This window comes from Enterobacter sp. Res13-Sevr-PEC09-46 (assembly GCF_015672585.1).
GTDB lineage: Bacteria > Pseudomonadota > Gammaproteobacteria > Enterobacterales > Enterobacteriaceae > Enterobacter > Enterobacter hormaechei_C.
The window spans coordinates 13595-29031 of sequence record NZ_JADABR010000033.1 but is presented as its reverse complement, the minus strand read 5'-3'; the positions used below and the strand labels follow the sequence as shown (position 1 = coordinate 29031).

Sequence of the window (15437 nt, the reverse complement as noted above, 5' to 3'; positions counted from 1 at the left end):
ATGACGACACTGACAGAAGACGATGTGCTTGAGCAACTGGATGCTCAGAATAACCTCCTCGCATTTATGACGACGGCACAGTCTTTTTTACTCCAGGGCATTAAATGTTTTCTGCCGTCGCTGTTTGTCGATAACGATGAAGAGATCGTGGAATATGCAGTGAAGCCGTTACTCGCCCGGAGTGGGCCGCTTGATGACATCGATGTGGCGTTACGCCTGATCTATGCGCTGGGGAAAATGGAAAAATGGCTCTACGCCGACATAACGCATTTTTCGCAGTTTTATCAGTATCTGAACGAGCAGGATACGATCCCTGGCTTCGCCGATGACATCACCTGGGATTTTATCAGCAACGTTAATTGCATCACCCGTAACGTGACGTTATTCAGCGCGCTGGAGTCGATGAAATTTGCTGACTTTGCCGCATGGTCTGAGGTGCGCTTTACCGCAATGATCAAGACGGCGCTCACCCTGGCGGTAACGACAATTTTAAAGGAACTTACGCCGTGAAAATTGGGCTAACGGTCAATGGGCTATATGTAGAAGCACATTATCCTGACGACGAAATTGAAAATGTTCATAAGCCTTTGCTGCGGCAACTGGCGAAACGGCATTTCGCCAGCGCCAGCAGACGTACGATTGTTTTTCTCAGCGCCCCGCCCGGTACGGGCAAGTCCACGCTGACCGCCTTCTGGGAATATCTCTCTCGTCAGATGGAGGGGCTCGCTCCGATTCAGACGTTGCCAATGGATGGATTTCATCACTACAACGTCTGGCTGGAAGCGCATAACCTGCGCGCGTACAAAGGCGCCCCGGAGACCTTTGATGTCGACAGGCTGGCGCAACATCTGCGGCAGATAAAAGAGGGCGACGGTACCTGGCCGCAGTATGACCGGCAAACGCACGACCCTGTCGAAGATGCAATCGTGGTAACGGCCCCGGTCGTGATTGTTGAGGGTAACTGGCTGCTGCTTGATGACGAACGATGGCGAACGCTGATGGAATACTGTGATTTTTCATTGTTTATTCGCGCCCCCGCCGAAGCCTTACGTACGCGCCTGGTTGGACGTAAGCTGGCCGGCGGACTCTCTCAGGCCGACGCCGACGCGTTTTATGCGCGCACCGACGGGCCAAACGTGGAGCGTGTTTTGCGTCACAGCCGTCCTGCCAATGTTGAACTGATGATGTCGGCAAATGGCGAATACCGACTCGTCTGATCCTCAGCGGCTTTCAGTAGGGGCTCCGGTCGACCCGCCGCGTTTTTACGTGGCGGGATGAAAAGGGATTATTCCGGAAAAATGTGATGGAGATCAGATAAAATCGCTCTTAATCTGGACAGAGATTCCTTTTATTCCCCGATTCGCTTATTCTTGCTGAAGCGTTTCAGTCGATTAAATGTTCGACAATTGACCAATCAATCGCAGTTTGTGACAGCAAGGATTCCCCTTCGGGCGTCGCTGGATTACTCTTTCAGCCACCTCAAACTCAGGGATAGCTTTGCAGGAGATCTATGACCGTACGCGTAGCGATTAATGGCTTCGGTCGCATCGGACGCAACGTGGTTCGTGCTTTATATGAATCCGGGCGTCGTGCGGAAATCACCGTGGTGGCAATCAATGAACTGGCGGATGCTGCGGGCATGGCGCATTTGTTGAAATATGATACCAGCCACGGTCGCTTTGCCTGGGACGTTCGCCAGGAAAGGGAACAGCTGTTCGTCGGTGACGATGCCATCCGCGTGCTGCATGAGAACAGTATTGAAGGGCTGCCCTGGCGCGAACTGGGTGTGGATGTGGTGCTGGACTGTACCGGCGTGTACGGTAACCGTGAACATGGCGAAGCGCATCTGAATGCTGGCGCGAAAAAAGTGCTGTTCTCCCATCCCGGCAGTAACGACCTCGACGCCACCGTCGTGTTTGGCGTCAACCAGCACGAGCTGCAAGCTGAACACCGCATTGTCTCCAACGCCTCCTGCACCACCAACTGCATTATTCCGGTCATTAAACTGTTAGACGATGCGTATGGCATTGAATCCGGCACCGTGACCACGATTCACTCCGCCATGCACGATCAGCAGGTCATCGACGCCTACCATCCGGATTTACGGCGCACTCGCGCGGCGAGCCAGTCCATCATTCCGGTGGATACGAAACTGGCTGCCGGGATCACCCGTATTTTCCCGCAGTTTAACGACCGTTTCGAAGCGATTGCCGTGCGCGTGCCGACGATAAACGTCACCGCAATCGATCTTAGCGTGACGGTGAAAAAACCGGTAAAAGCCTGTGAAGTCAACCTGTTGCTGCAAAAAGCGGCACAGGGAGCATTTCATGGTATAGTTGACTATACGGAATTACCGTTGGTCTCAGTAGATTTTAACCACGACCCGCACAGCGCCATCGTGGATGGCACGCAGACGCGAGTCAGTGGTGCGCACCTTATCAAGACGCTGGTCTGGTGTGATAACGAATGGGGCTTTGCTAACCGAATGCTCGACACCACGTTAGCCATGGCCGCAAAAGGTTTCAGGTAGAGCGCACCTTGCGCTTGCAAAACTTTAAGAATCAACGAGAGGATTCACCATGTCTGTAATTAAGATGACCGATCTGGATCTGGCAGGTAAACGCGTTTTCATCCGTGCCGATCTGAACGTACCGGTTAAAGATGGCAAAGTGACCAGCGACGCGCGTATCCGTGCATCTCTGCCAACCATTGAACTGGCTCTGAAGCAGGGCGCTAAAGTGATGGTCACCTCCCACCTGGGCCGTCCAACTGAAGGCGAGTACAACGAAGAGTTCTCTCTGCTGCCGGTTGTTAATTACCTGAAAGACAAACTGTCCAGCCCGGTTCGCCTGGTGAAAGATTACCTGGACGGCGTGGAAGTTGCCGAAGGTGAGCTGGTTGTTCTGGAAAACGTTCGCTTCAACAAAGGCGAAAAGAAAGACGACGAAACCCTGTCCAAAAAATACGCTGCGCTGTGCGACGTATTCGTGATGGATGCATTCGGTACGGCTCACCGTGCGCAGGCATCTACCCACGGTATCGGTAAATTCGCAGACGTCGCCTGTGCAGGTCCGCTGCTGGCTGACGAACTGGAAGCGCTGGGTAAAGCTCTGAAAGAACCTGCTCGTCCAATGGTCGCTATCGTTGGTGGTTCTAAAGTTTCTACCAAACTGACCGTACTGGATTCCCTGTCCAAAATCGCTGACCAGCTGATCGTTGGCGGTGGTATCGCGAACACCTTCGTTGCTGCGCAAGGCCACAACGTGGGTAAATCCCTGTACGAAGCGGATCTGGTTGACGAAGCCAAACGTCTGCTGAGCACCTGTGATATCCCGGTTCCAACTGACGTTCGTGTAGCTACCGAGTTCTCCGAAACCGCTACCGCAACCCTGAAATCTGTTAACGACATCAAAGATGAAGAGCAGATTCTGGACCTGGGCGACGTTTCTGCACAGAAACTGGCTGAAATCCTGAAAAACGCAAAAACTATCCTGTGGAACGGTCCTGTCGGCGTGTTCGAATTCCCGAACTTCCGCAAAGGGACTGAGATCGTGGCTAACGCTATCGCAGACAGCGAAGCGTTCTCTATCGCAGGCGGTGGTGACACCCTGGCAGCTATCGATCTGTTCGGTATCGCTGACAAGATCTCCTACATCTCCACTGGTGGCGGCGCATTCCTCGAATTCGTGGAAGGTAAAGTCCTGCCAGCAGTAGCAATGCTCGAAGAGCGCGCTAAGAAGTAAGCCATTCAGGGGCAGGGAAACCTGCCCAATTTTCAGCGCGCTTATCAGAGCTCGCACCTTTTCTAACGGCCGAAGATACAGGACTAAGCAACATGTCTAAAATTTTTGATTTCGTAAAACCTGGCGTTATCACTGGTGATGACGTACAGAAAGTGTTCCAGGTAGCTAAAGAAAACAACTTCGCTCTGCCAGCAGTTAACTGCGTAGGTACCGACTCCATCAACGCCGTGCTGGAAACCGCTGCAAAAGTTAAAGCACCGGTTATCGTTCAGTTCTCTAACGGCGGCGCTGCGTTCATCGCAGGTAAAGGCGTGAAAACTGACGTTCCTCAGGGCGCTGCTATCTTGGGTGCTATCTCTGGCGCACATCACGTTCACCAGATGGCTGAGCACTACGGTGTTCCGGTTATCCTGCACACTGACCACTGCGCGAAAAAACTGCTGCCGTGGATCGACGGTCTGCTGGACGCAGGTGAAAAACACTTCGCAGCAACCGGTAAGCCACTGTTCTCTTCTCACATGATCGACCTGTCCGAAGAGTCTCTGGAAGAAAACATCGAGATCTGCTCTAAGTACCTGGCGCGTATGTCCAAAATGGGCATGACCCTGGAAATCGAACTGGGTTGCACCGGCGGTGAAGAAGACGGTGTGGACAACAGCCACATGGACGCTTCTGCTCTGTACACTCAGCCAGAAGATGTTGATTACGCTTACACCGAGCTGAGCAAAATCAGCCCACGCTTCACCATCGCAGCGTCCTTCGGTAACGTACACGGCGTATACAAACCAGGTAACGTGGTTCTGACCCCGACCATCCTGCGTGATTCTCAGGAATACGTGTCTAAGAAACACAACCTGCCGCACAACAGCCTGAACTTCGTCTTCCACGGCGGTTCCGGTTCTTCTGCTCAGGAAATCAAAGATTCCGTAAGCTACGGCGTAGTGAAAATGAACATCGATACCGACACCCAATGGGCAACCTGGGACGGTATCCTGCAATACTACAAAACCAACGAAGCTTACCTGCAAGGTCAGCTGGGCAACCCGAAAGGCGAAGACCAGCCGAACAAGAAATACTACGATCCACGCGTATGGCTGCGCGCTGCCCAGACTTCTATGATTACTCGTCTGGAACAGGCATTCAAAGAACTGAACGCGGTTGACGTTCTGTAATTTGAGCTGTTCATAGCGTCAAGAAGGTCCGCATATGCGGGCCTTTTTTTATGCCTTTTCAATAGCCTGATGCCTCTGTTTTTGTGATCTGTTTGGCAATATCATGGCTTTTTGTTTACCCTTTACTGACCTGCCTGTCTCCGTGTGGGATAGATTTTGTGGTTTTTATGAGCATAAGGAAAGATAAATGGAAGATCTCGGTGTTGTAGATAGCATCAATAACGCTGGCTCCTGGCTGGTGCGCAACCAGGCGCTCCTGATTAGTTACGCTGTGAATATTGCGGCGGCAATTGCCATCATTGTCGTGGGGATGATTATTGCCCGCACGGTTTCCCGGGGCGTTAATCGCGTAATGCTATCCCGTCATATCGATGCAACCGTTGCTGATTTCCTTTCTGCGCTGGTGCGTTACGGGATTATTGCGTTTACCCTCATTGCGGCAATGGGGCGGGTCGGTGTACAAACCGCTTCGGTCATTGCTGTACTTGGTGCCGCTGGTCTGGCCGTAGGTCTCGCTCTTCAGGGCTCGCTGGCTAACCTTGCAGCTGGCGTACTGTTAGTGACGTTCCGTCCTTTCCGTGCCGGAGAGTATGTTGATCTCGGTGGCACTGCGGGCACCGTGCTGAACGTGCAGATTTTTTCTACCACGCTGCGTTCGGCAGACGGCAAAATCGTCATTGTGCCAAACAAGAAAGTGATTGATGGCAACATTACTAACTTCTCTCGTGAGCCGGTTCGCCGTAATGAACTCATTATCGGGGTTGGCTATGATTCAGATACTGAGCTGGTGAAAAAGCTGATTACCGATATCATCGAATCAGATGACCGCATTCTTAAAGATCGCGAAATGACCGTTCGCCTGAACGAGCTGGGCGCGTCATCCATTAATTTTGTGGTGCGCATCTGGAGTAAAAGCGGCGATCTGCAAAACGTTTACTGGGACGTGCTGGAGCGCATCAAGCGTGATTTCGATGCTAACGGTATCAGCTTCCCTTATCCGCAGATGGACGTAAATCTCAAACGCGAGAAAGCAGCCGAATAATTTGCTTTAACGTAGGCCCGGTAAGCGTCAGCGACACCGGGCTTTTCTTTTATTAGCCCGGCTAATCCCCAATTAATATTATCAATTTCCTCTAATACCGTTCCCGCAGTATAGTCTGCCTCCAGGACAACTCTGCGAGAATTACGTCATGTTATCTTATTATTTTCAAGGGCTTGCATTAGGTGCGGCCATGATCCTTCCCCTTGGTCCACAAAATGCGTTTGTGATGAACCAGGGCATTCGCCGTCAGTATCATCTGATGATTGCCCTGCTGTGCGCGGTGAGCGATCTGCTGCTGATTTGCGCCGGGATTTTTGGCGGCAGCGCCCTGTTGATGCAGTCGCCGTGGCTGCTGGCGCTGGTTACCTGGGGCGGCGTAGCGTTTCTGCTGTGGTACGGGTTTGGCGCCCTGAAAACGGCCATGAGCAGCAATCTTGAGCTGGCGAGCGCCGAAGTGATGAAGCAGGGGCGCTGGAAGATTATCGTCACCATGCTCGCCGTGACGTGGCTTAACCCGCACGTTTATCTTGATACGTTCGTGGTGCTCGGCAGCCTGGGTGGACAGCTGGACGTTGAGCCCAAGCGCTGGTTTGCGCTCGGTACGGTCAGCGCCTCCTTCCTCTGGTTCTTTGGTCTTGCGATCCTGGCGGCATGGCTGGCGCCACGTCTGCGCACCGCTAAAGCGCAGCGCATTATCAATACCCTGGTTGGGCTGGTGATGTGGTTTATTGCCTTCCAGCTGGCGAAAGAGGGGATTCATCACGTACAGGGACTGTTCAACTAAGCGTTGTCTTATGGACATCTGAACAAGACCCGCTAAGCTTGCTGGCATGAGCCCTGTTGATGGGGCACTCTTCGCAACATGGAGGAATGACAGTGAAGTTTAAGGTGATGGCCCTGGCGGCATTAGTAAGTTTAGGTGCGGTGTCGGTGCAGGCGAATGAACTGCCAAACGGCCCGCACATTGTCACTTCAGGCACGGCAAGCGTGGATGCGGTACCGGATGTTGCAACCCTGGCAATTGAAGTGAACGTGGCGGCGAAAGATGCTGCTTCCGCCAAGAAACAGGCAGACGATCGTGTTGCGCAATACCTCTCTTTCCTGGAACAGAACGGTGTCGCGAAAAAAGACATCAGCTCTGCGAACCTGCGTACCCAACCGGATTACGACTACCAGAACGGCAAAAGCATCCTGAAAGGCTATCGCGCCGTGCGTACTGTGGAAGTGACTGTACGCCAGCTTGATAAGCTCAACGGATTGCTGGATGGTGCGCTGAAGGCAGGGCTGAACGAAATTCGTTCCGTCTCGCTGGGCGTTGCGCAACCGGAGAAATATAAAGACGAAGCGCGTAAAGCGGCGATTGATGATGCCATTCATCAGGCGCAGCAGCTGGCTTCCGGCTTCAAGACCAAGCTCGGTCCGGTTTACAGCGTGCGTTACCACGTTTCAAACTACCAGCCAAGCCCGATGGTGCGGATGATGAAGGCGGACGCCGCGCCGGTTTCTGCTCAGGAAACCTACGAGCAGCCAACCATTCAGTTCGACGATCAGGTTGATGTGGTGTTCCAGCTGGAGCCGACTGAAAAGCCCGCTCAGTAACCCGTAGGCCGGGTAAGGCGAAGCCGCCACCCGGCTAGTTTTTCAATCCTGTCTTAACACCTTGTGCCCAAACGCCAGCAGCGCGTCGGTGACGTTGCGCATCATGCGGCTTTCCGGGGCAAAACGGTGCCAGTACAGCATCCGGCGCTGATACAGCCCCGGGGTTAAATCAATCAGCTCACCGCTTTTCAACTCTTTCTCAATCTGCAAATGCGGGATCATGCAGCAGGTGGTTCCCTGACGCGCGAGCTGTACGAAGGCCTCGGACGAGTTAACGATATGACACGGCACGCTGCCCGGCGGCAGATCGAAGTTTTGTTGCAGGAAAGCCTGATGCATATCGTCCAGATGGTCGAACGCGACGGCAGGCGCTTTCAGCAGCGCGGCGCGGGTCACGCCGTTCGGGAAGTAGCGCTCGGCAAAGGCTTTTGAACCGACAAACAGATAATCCAGCGCGCCCAGCTGATCCACCAGACAGCTTGGCAACGCCTGAGGCTGAATACTGACCGCGCCAACCACTTCACCGCGACGCAGGCGTTCCTGGGTGCGGGTTTCGTCTTCAACCTGGAGATTCAGGCGGATAGGGGAGTCGGCCAGCACCGGCGCAAGGGCCGGCAGCAGCCAGGTTGCCAGACTGTCGGCGTTCACCGCCAGCGACAGTAGCAGCGGCGTGGAGCCGGTCTGTTCATCGCCCAGCCACTCATCTTCCAGCAGTTCAACCTGACGCAGCAGGGCGAGGAGCTTTTGTCCTTGCTCCGTCGGACGCGGCGGCACGGTACGCACCAGCAGCGGCTGCCCGAACATGTTTTCAAGCTGTTTGATACGCTGTGATACGGCGGACTGGGTGATGCACAGCTTTTGCGCCGCGCGCTCAAAACCGCGTTCACGAATAACTGCATCAAGTGCCTGTAGTGTTCTGTAGTCCGGACGTTTCATTGCTCTGGCTGACTCCTTAATTTTGCTTAATCTGCACTATGACACAATTTTCCCTTCGTGGCAGACGAAATCCATTCGACGTGTTCTATAATGCGCCCTGAGTTTTCACACCACAGGCAAAACGATCATGACGCAGGATGAACTGAAAAAAGCAGTAGGATGGGCCGCTCTCCAGTACGTACAGCCGGGTACCATTGTCGGTGTTGGTACGGGGTCGACGGCGGCGCACTTTATCGATGCGCTGGGCACGATGAAGGGGCAGATCGAGGGCGCGGTTTCCAGCTCCGATGCTTCCACGGAAAAGCTGAAAAGCCTCGGCATTACCGTTTTCGACCTCAACGAAGTGGACCGTCTGGGCATTTACGTTGATGGCGCGGATGAAATCAACGGCCACATGCAGATGATCAAAGGCGGCGGCGCGGCGCTGACCCGCGAAAAAATCATCGCTTCCGTGGCGGATAAGTTCATCTGCATCGCGGACGCCTCCAAGCAGGTCGACATTCTGGGGAATTTCCCGCTGCCGGTCGAAGTGATCCCGATGGCGCGCAGCGCCGTGGCACGTCAACTGGTGAAGCTGGGTGGTCGTCCGGAATACCGTCAGGGTGTGGTGACCGACAACGGCAACGTGATCCTCGACGTTCACGGCCTTGAGATCCTCGATGCCATTGCGCTGGAAAATGCGATCAACGGCATTCCAGGCGTCGTTACCGTAGGGTTATTTGCCAACCGTGGCGCGGACGTGGCGCTGATCGGCACGGCTGACGGTGTAAAAACCATCGTAAAATGATCTGACGGGGGGAGCGCTCCCCCCGCTAAAAAATTTTTGAAAAGCTAAATTCGGTGACTTGTGTCACGTTTTTCCGCCTCTTTTGCCGATCCTGCCACGTTCGTAATTTTCCGCAGCATTTTCCTCTGCCATTTTGCTCTGTATGACTTTTCTTCAGATTGCCGACGCAAACGTTCATATTGCTGCAATAGTTTTTTTTGATATGTTGGCTACACGGGATTTATATCCAGCACAACATCAGTTCAGATAAAAACAGGGTCGGGTAAATGGCAAAGGTATCACTGGAGAAAGACAAGATTAAATTCCTGCTGGTTGAAGGCGTGCACCAGAAAGCGCTCGATAGCCTTCGCGCAGCAGGCTACACCAACATCGAATTTCACAAAGGCGCGCTGGACACTGAAGAGCTGAAAGCGTCCATCCGTGATGCCCATTTCATTGGCCTGCGATCCCGTACCCAACTGACTGAAGACGTTATTGCTGCGGCGGAAAAGCTGGTGGCGATTGGCTGTTTCTGCATCGGTACCAATCAGGTTGATCTGAATGCCGCCGCCAAACGCGGTATCCCGGTCTTTAACGCGCCGTTCTCCAACACCCGTTCCGTGGCGGAGCTGGTGATTGGCGAGCTGCTGCTGCTCCTTCGCGGCATTCCGGAAGCTAACGCCAAAGCGCACCGCGGCGTGTGGAATAAGCTGGCTGCGGGCTCCTACGAAGCGCGTGGTAAAAAGCTCGGGATTATCGGTTACGGCCACATCGGTACGCAGCTCGGTATTCTGGCGGAATCCCTCGGCATGCACGTGTTTTTCTACGATATCGAAAGCAAGCTGCCGCTGGGTAACGCGACGCAGGTGCAGCATCTCTCTGATCTGCTGAATATGAGCGACGTGGTCAGCCTGCACGTGCCGGAAAATGCGTCCACCAAAAACATGATGGGGGCGGAAGAGCTGGCGCTTATGAAGCCGGGCTCTCTGCTGATCAACGCCGCGCGCGGTACGGTGGTCGATATTCCTGCACTGTGCGACGCGCTGAAGCGTAAGCATCTGGCGGGTGCGGCGATTGACGTGTTCCCGACGGAACCGGCCACCAACAGCGATCCGTTCACCTCTCCGCTGTGCGAGTTCGACAACGTGATCCTGACGCCGCACATCGGCGGTTCTACTCAGGAAGCGCAGGAGAATATCGGCCTGGAAGTGGCGGGTAAACTGAGCAAATATTCCGACAACGGTTCAACGCTCTCTGCGGTGAACTTCCCGGAGGTGTCTCTGCCGCTGCACGGTGGGCGTCGTCTCCTGCATATCCACGAAAACCGTCCTGGCGTGCTGACCGCCATCAACCAGATCTTTGCCGAGCAGGGCGTTAACATTGCCGCGCAGTATCTGCAAACTAACTCGCAGATGGGTTATGTGGTGATTGATATCGAAGCGGATGAAGACATCGCCGAGAAAGCATTGCAGAGCATGAAGGCCATTCCGGGGACGATTCGCGCGCGCCTGTTGTACTGATGGTGCGGTCTGTGGTGTCGGGTGGCGGCTGCGCCTTACCCGACCTACAGTTGTCGTGCGGTTTGTGTGTCGGGTGGCGCTAACGCTTACCCGACCTACAATGGTTGTGCGGTTTGTGTGTCGGGTGGCGCTTACGCTTACCCGACCTGCAATGTTCGAGGATTTATGTAGGCCGGGTAAGGCGTAGCCGCCACCCGGCTTTGTTCTACCAGGTCCAGGTTTTACTGGGCGTCACCACCGCCGGCAACGGCACATCCCATTTCTCTACGGGTAATGCCTCCACGCCCTGGCAATCATGCGCATACCCCACCGGCTGCAATCCGTACTGCTGCCAGTTTTGTAGCGTCCTGTCATAGAATCCCCCGCCCATGCCTAATCGCTGGCCCTGCTCGTCAAACGCCACCAGCGGCGTAATCAGCACATCCAGCCCGGAAAGCGGCAGTACGTCGCGCACGTCCAGTTTGGGTTCGGTGATTTTCAGACGATTCACCACCAGCTCGCTGTGCGGATGGTAGTGCAGAAACAGCAGATTGCCCGAGCTAAAAGGATGCAGCACCGGCAGGTAAACTTTTTTCCCGGCGCGCCAGAGCTGGTCGATAAGCGGTTGGGTATCCAGCTCACCGTCAAACGAGAGAAACAGGGCGACGGTGTTGGCCATCACTACAGGCGGATAGGCCATCATGCGGGCGGCGGCCTGCTGGGCAAACTGTGCCTGTTGCTCGGCGCTTAAGGCGCGACGACGCTGGCGAATAAGCTGACGGATGTCCTGGCGTGAAGCAGAAACTTCAGGGAGTTGAGTCATGGTAGTCGGTAGAAGAAAAGAGAGGGAATCTCCGAGATGCCGCCGCAGGCTGTAACCCTTGAACCCTTGGTTCAAGGTGAATGTGTCGTCATAGTTTTAAGGCTTCTCGGACGGACCGAGCATGCTCACCAACCATGGAGCGCCACATTCTTGTGGTATGAAATATCGGCTCAGGGGACTGGCCCGCTTGCGAACATCTCAGAGAAATTTTGTCTTCACAGTTACTCTACCATAGTCAACTGAGAAGTGTTATTCAAACTTTGGTCCCGGTCTTTCGGGACTGCGACCTTGATCAAGCAATGCCTGTTCTATGGTCTGCTGGAGCATTTTAATGCGCTGCTCCATGCTTGCCGCGTAATCGCGGGTCTTCGCTTTTTCCTGAGTCAGTTCATAGCTGATGTTCAACGCGGCGATGAAAACCAGCTGCTCAGTATTTGTGACTCTAGTGCGTTCTTTTAGATCTTGCAACCGCTGATTCAAATCGTCCGCAGCCTGATTCAAGGCATCCCTTTGTTCAGGCGGACAATTCACTCGCAGTGAACGGCCAAAAATCTGGAGATCGACGGGTTGTGCAGACATGCCACCTTCCTGCTGATTGACTGCGCTGCCTTCGCTTACTGCCCCGGGGGCTGCGAAGGGGCGACACTATAGCTACCCTGATGTGAAGATACAAGCCCTTTTCTGGTATCACCAGGGTCCAAAGTGGTAGCATATCATGAATATCCTCCCTTTGATGACGAATGCGTATGTCTATACAGAACGAAATGCCTGGTTACAAGGATTTAAACCAGTTACTGAACCAGCAGGGAGTCGGTCTGACCCCTGCCGAAATGCACGGTCTGATCAGCGGCATACTGTGCGGCGGAAACAGCGACAGCTCATGGCAGCCGCTGATCCACGACCTCACCAACGAAGGGCTGGCGTTTGGCCACGAACTGGCGGAAGCGCTGCGTAAAATGCACGCCGCAACCAGCGATTCCCTGGAAGACGATGGCTTTCTTTTTCAGCTTTATCTGCCTGAAGGCGACGATGTCAGCGTCTTCGATCGCGCTGATGCGCTCGCGGGTTGGGTAAACCACTATCTTCTTGGCCTGGGCGTAACCCAGCCTAAACTGGATAAAGTGACCGGCGAAGCGGGTGAAGCGATCGACGATCTGCGTAACATCGCCCAGCTCGGCTACGATGAAGACGAAGACCAGGAAGAGCTGGAAATGTCTCTCGAAGAGATTATCGAGTACGTGCGCGTGGCGTCTCTGCTGTGCCACGACAACTTTACGCGCTCGCAGCCGACCGCGCCGGAAGTTCGCAAGCCAACATTACACTAAGAAAAATAACGCACAGGAGGGTGTCATGGTTATCTCCAGTCAAGAGTATTCTCGCCGTCGTCAGGCGCTGCTGGCGAAAATGCAGCCGGGAAGCGCTGCCCTGATTTTCGCCGCGCCGGAAGTGACGCGCAGCGCCGACAGCGAATACCCCTATCGCCAGAGCAGTGATTTCTGGTACTTCACCGGGTTTAACGAGCCGGAAGCGGTACTGGTGCTGATTAAAAGCAATGACACCCACAACCACAGCGTGATTTTTAACCGCGTGCGCGATCTGACCGCGGAAATCTGGTTTGGTCGCCGCTTAGGGCAGGAGGCGGCGCCAGAAAAACTGGGCGTGGACCGCGCGCTGGCCTACAGCGAAATCAACCAGCAGCTCTACCAACTGCTGAACGGTCTGGACGTGCTCTATCACGCCCAGGGCGAATACGCGTATGCGGATGACATTGTTTTCACCGCGCTGGATAAGCTGCGTAAAGGCTCACGTCAGAATTTGTCTGCACCCGCCACCCTGACGGACTGGCGACCGATGGTGCATGAGATGCGCCTGTTCAAGTCTGAAGAAGAGCTGAACGTGATGCGCCGCGCGGGCGAAATCAGCGCCCTGGCGCATACCCGCGCCATGGAAAAGTGCCGTCCCGGTATGTTCGAGTACCAGCTTGAAGGCGAAATTCACCATGAATTTAACCGTCACGGTGCGCGCTTCCCGTCCTATAACACGATCGTAGGCGGCGGGGAAAATGGCTGCATTCTGCACTACACCGAAAACGAAAGTGAACTGCGCGACGGCGATCTGGTGCTGATTGACGCCGGCTGTGAATATCAGGGTTACGCGGGCGACATCACCCGTACCTTCCCGGTGAACGGTAAATTCACCACCGCGCAGCGTGAAATCTATGACATCGTGCTTGAGTCTCTGGAGACCGCGCTGACGCTGTTCCGCCCTGGCACCTCCATTCAGGAGGTTACGGGCGAGGTGGTACGCATCATGATTACCGGGCTGGTGAAGCTCGGCATTCTGAAAGGCGATGTGGACACCCTTATATCCGAAAACGCCCATCGTCCGTACTTTATGCACGGCCTGAGCCACTGGCTGGGGCTGGATGTGCATGACGTCGGGGCATACGGTCCGGAACGTTCGCGCGTGCTGGAGCCAGGCATGGTGCTGACCGTTGAGCCGGGGCTGTACATCGCGCCGGATGCCGACGTGCCGGAACAGTACCGCGGGATCGGCATTCGTATTGAAGATGACATCGTCATCACCGAAACCGGTAACGAAAACCTGACCGCGACCGTGGTGAAAAAAGCCGACGACATCGAGGCGCTGATGGCGGCGGCACGCGAATGAGCGTAATCATCGTTGGCGGAGGCATGACCGGCGCTACTCTGGCGCTGGCTATTTCGCAGTTAACCCAGGGCCAGCTTCCGGTGCATCTCGTTGAGGCGGTCGCGCCGCAGGCGGCCGATCATCCCGGTTTCGACGCCCGCGCTATCGCGCTGGCGCAGGGAACCTGTCAGCAGCTTGCGCGTATTGGGATCTGGCAGGCGATAGCGGATTGCGCAACGGCGATCGGCACCGTTCACGTCAGCGATCGCGGGCATGCCGGGTTTGTGACGCTGGATGCCCGCGATTACCGGATCGAGGCGCTGGGGCAGGTTGTCGAGCTGCATGATGTAGGGCTGCGGCTGTTCCGTCTGTTACAGGACGCGCCTGGCGTCACGCTGCACTGTCCGGCGCGCGTCGCCAGCTTCAGCCGCCGTGACGAGGCCGTCAGCGTGACGCTGGACAACGGCACCACGCTGGAGGGGCAACTGCTGGTGGCGGCAGATGGTTCACGCTCCGCGATCGCCACGCAGTGCGGCGTCGAATGGCGCTCTGAACCTTATGGGCAGGCGGCGGTCATCGCTAACGTCTCCACGGCTGGCGCGCATAACGGCAGGGCATTTGAGCGCTTCACGGAGCACGGCCCGCTGGCCATGCTGCCGATGTCGAACGGGCGCTGCTCGCTGGTATGGTGCCATGCGCAGGATCGGGCCGATGAGGTTCTCTCCTGGTCCGACGAACGTTTTTGTTCCGAGCTGCAAAAAGCTTTCGGCTGGCGGCTTGGGCGCATCACCCATGCCGGAAAACGCGTGGCCTATCCGCTCGCGCTGACGACCGCATCGCAGACTGTCTCCCATCGCGTCGCCCTGGTCGGCAACGCCGCGCAGACGCTGCACCCCATCGCCGGGCAAGGCTTCAACCTTGGCCTCCGTGACGTGATAAGCCTGGCAGAGCTCCTGGCCCGGACGTGGAGCGAACAACAGGATTGTGGCGCATACTCAGTGCTGAGCCATTACCAGAAACGACGCCAGGCGGACAAAGCGGCGACCATTGGCGTCACCGACGGTTTAGTCCACCTGTTTGCCAATCGCTGGGCACCGCTGGTTGCGGGTCGCAACCTTGGGCTGATGGCGATGGAACTGTTCATTCCGGCACGTGACGTGCTGGCGCAGCGGACCCTGGGTTGGGTCGCGCGTTAAGGAGTATTGACC

At 55.3% G+C, this 15437-nt stretch carries 16 protein-coding genes and 1 other RNA gene; 13 read left to right on the top strand and 4 right to left on the bottom strand.

Features of this window, described 5'->3' with window-relative positions; genetic code table 11:
• The 8 genes from IMQ56_RS20125 to IMQ56_RS20090 all read left to right on the top strand — a co-directional run bounded on the left by IMQ56_RS20125 (position 1) and on the right by IMQ56_RS20090 (position 7556).
• Positions 1–510 (top strand): MltR family transcriptional regulator, encoded by a 510-nt coding sequence (locus IMQ56_RS20125; RefSeq protein WP_047365751.1) that lies wholly within the window; start codon positions 1–3, stop codon positions 508–510.
• Positions 507–1217, top strand: a complete 711-nt coding sequence (locus IMQ56_RS20120) for a nucleoside/nucleotide kinase family protein (protein ID WP_045343955.1) — start codon at positions 507–509, stop codon at positions 1215–1217. The genes IMQ56_RS20125 and IMQ56_RS20120 overlap by 4 nt, the downstream gene beginning before the upstream one ends.
• 293 nt (positions 1218–1510) lie before the next feature.
• Positions 1511–2530: an erythrose-4-phosphate dehydrogenase gene (gene epd / locus IMQ56_RS20115; RefSeq protein ID WP_015571810.1), complete on the top strand. Its 1020-nt coding sequence runs from the start codon at positions 1511–1513 to the stop codon at positions 2528–2530.
• Between the two features lie 49 nt (positions 2531–2579).
• Complete coding sequence (pgk, locus tag IMQ56_RS20110) at positions 2580–3743, top strand: phosphoglycerate kinase (RefSeq protein ID WP_015571809.1); 1164 nt, start codon at positions 2580–2582, stop codon at positions 3741–3743.
• A 92-nt stretch (positions 3744–3835) separates the two neighbouring features.
• Positions 3836–4915, top strand: a complete 1080-nt coding sequence (fbaA, locus tag IMQ56_RS20105; protein ID WP_017692704.1) for a class II fructose-bisphosphate aldolase — start codon at positions 3836–3838, stop codon at positions 4913–4915.
• Positions 4916–5102: 187 nt separating this feature from the next.
• Positions 5103–5957, top strand: a complete 855-nt coding sequence (gene mscS, locus IMQ56_RS20100) for a small-conductance mechanosensitive channel MscS (RefSeq protein ID WP_032669260.1) — start codon at positions 5103–5105, stop codon at positions 5955–5957.
• Positions 5958–6105: 148 nt separating this feature from the next.
• Positions 6106–6741, top strand: coding sequence for an arginine exporter ArgO (argO, locus tag IMQ56_RS20095; RefSeq protein WP_003860085.1), 636 nt, complete (start codon positions 6106–6108; stop codon positions 6739–6741).
• Positions 6742–6833: 92 nt separating this feature from the next.
• Positions 6834–7556 carry an oxidative stress defense protein gene (locus tag IMQ56_RS20090; RefSeq protein WP_017382904.1) on the top strand — a complete coding sequence of 241 codons (723 nt, stop codon included), beginning with the start codon at positions 6834–6836 and terminating at the stop codon, positions 7554–7556.
• Between the two features lie 42 nt (positions 7557–7598).
• Here the strand turns inward: IMQ56_RS20090 and argP are convergent, their stop codons facing one another.
• Positions 7599–8492: a DNA-binding transcriptional regulator ArgP gene (gene argP / locus IMQ56_RS20085; protein ID WP_003860089.1), complete on the bottom strand. Its 894-nt coding sequence runs from the start codon at positions 8490–8492 to the stop codon at positions 7599–7601.
• 127 nt (positions 8493–8619) lie between these two features.
• On the opposite strand from argP, the gene rpiA reads away from it, so the two are divergent.
• Together rpiA and serA are read left to right on the top strand one after the other, a co-directional pair.
• Entirely contained in the window at positions 8620–9279 is a 660-nt protein-coding gene (gene rpiA, locus IMQ56_RS20080) for a ribose-5-phosphate isomerase RpiA (protein WP_003860091.1), read from the top strand.
• A gap of 266 nt (positions 9280–9545) precedes the next feature.
• Positions 9546–10778: a phosphoglycerate dehydrogenase gene (gene serA / locus IMQ56_RS20075; protein ID WP_017692705.1), complete on the top strand. Its 1233-nt coding sequence runs from the start codon at positions 9546–9548 to the stop codon at positions 10776–10778.
• Positions 10779–10983: 205 nt separating this feature from the next.
• Here serA and IMQ56_RS20070 read toward each other — a convergent pair whose 3' ends face one another.
• The 3 genes from IMQ56_RS20070 to zapA all read right to left on the bottom strand — a co-directional run bounded on the left by IMQ56_RS20070 (position 10984) and on the right by zapA (position 12159).
• Complete coding sequence (locus tag IMQ56_RS20070) at positions 10984–11580, bottom strand: 5-formyltetrahydrofolate cyclo-ligase (protein ID WP_063136539.1); 597 nt, start codon at positions 11578–11580, stop codon at positions 10984–10986.
• 24 nt (positions 11581–11604) lie between these two features.
• Positions 11605–11788, bottom strand: a non-coding RNA gene (gene ssrS, locus IMQ56_RS20065) — 6S RNA.
• Between the two features lie 41 nt (positions 11789–11829).
• Complete coding sequence (gene zapA / locus IMQ56_RS20060) at positions 11830–12159, bottom strand: cell division protein ZapA (protein ID WP_003860096.1); 330 nt, start codon at positions 12157–12159, stop codon at positions 11830–11832.
• 167 nt (positions 12160–12326) lie between these two features.
• Here zapA and IMQ56_RS20055 point away from each other — a divergent pair, with 167 nt between their 5' ends.
• The 3 genes from IMQ56_RS20055 to ubiH are packed head-to-tail and all read left to right on the top strand — an operon-like array spanning position 12327 to position 15425.
• Complete coding sequence (locus IMQ56_RS20055) at positions 12327–12905, top strand: YecA family protein (RefSeq protein ID WP_003860099.1); 579 nt, start codon at positions 12327–12329, stop codon at positions 12903–12905.
• A gap of 31 nt (positions 12906–12936) precedes the next feature.
• A complete protein-coding gene (gene pepP / locus IMQ56_RS20050; protein WP_134691205.1) occupies positions 12937–14250 on the top strand; it encodes a Xaa-Pro aminopeptidase in 1314 nt (437 codons plus the stop codon).
• Complete coding sequence (gene ubiH, locus IMQ56_RS20045) at positions 14247–15425, top strand: 2-octaprenyl-6-methoxyphenyl hydroxylase (RefSeq protein ID WP_134691195.1); 1179 nt, start codon at positions 14247–14249, stop codon at positions 15423–15425. The genes pepP and ubiH overlap by 4 nt, the downstream gene beginning before the upstream one ends.
• Positions 15426–15437: the final 12 nt, after the last annotated feature.

Coding starts and splice junctions, on each gene's coding strand:
- IMQ56_RS20125 (WP_047365751.1), top strand. CDS start 1: ATGACGACACTGACAGAAGACGATGTGCTTGAGCAACTGGATGCTCAG.
- epd (WP_015571810.1), top strand. CDS start 1,511: ATGACCGTACGCGTAGCGATTAATGGCTTCGGTCGCATCGGACGCAAC.
- pgk (WP_015571809.1), top strand. CDS start 2,580: ATGTCTGTAATTAAGATGACCGATCTGGATCTGGCAGGTAAACGCGTT.
- fbaA (WP_017692704.1), top strand. CDS start 3,836: ATGTCTAAAATTTTTGATTTCGTAAAACCTGGCGTTATCACTGGTGAT.
- mscS (WP_032669260.1), top strand. CDS start 5,103: ATGGAAGATCTCGGTGTTGTAGATAGCATCAATAACGCTGGCTCCTGG.
- argO (WP_003860085.1), top strand. CDS start 6,106: ATGTTATCTTATTATTTTCAAGGGCTTGCATTAGGTGCGGCCATGATC.
- argP (WP_003860089.1), bottom strand. CDS start 8,492: ATGAAACGTCCGGACTACAGAACACTACAGGCACTTGATGCAGTTATT.
- rpiA (WP_003860091.1), top strand. CDS start 8,620: ATGACGCAGGATGAACTGAAAAAAGCAGTAGGATGGGCCGCTCTCCAG.
- serA (WP_017692705.1), top strand. CDS start 9,546: ATGGCAAAGGTATCACTGGAGAAAGACAAGATTAAATTCCTGCTGGTT.
- IMQ56_RS20070 (WP_063136539.1), bottom strand. CDS start 11,580: ATGACTCAACTCCCTGAAGTTTCTGCTTCACGCCAGGACATCCGTCAG.
- zapA (WP_003860096.1), bottom strand. CDS start 12,159: ATGTCTGCACAACCCGTCGATCTCCAGATTTTTGGCCGTTCACTGCGA.
- IMQ56_RS20055 (WP_003860099.1), top strand. CDS start 12,327: ATGTCTATACAGAACGAAATGCCTGGTTACAAGGATTTAAACCAGTTA.
- ubiH (WP_134691195.1), top strand. CDS start 14,247: ATGAGCGTAATCATCGTTGGCGGAGGCATGACCGGCGCTACTCTGGCG.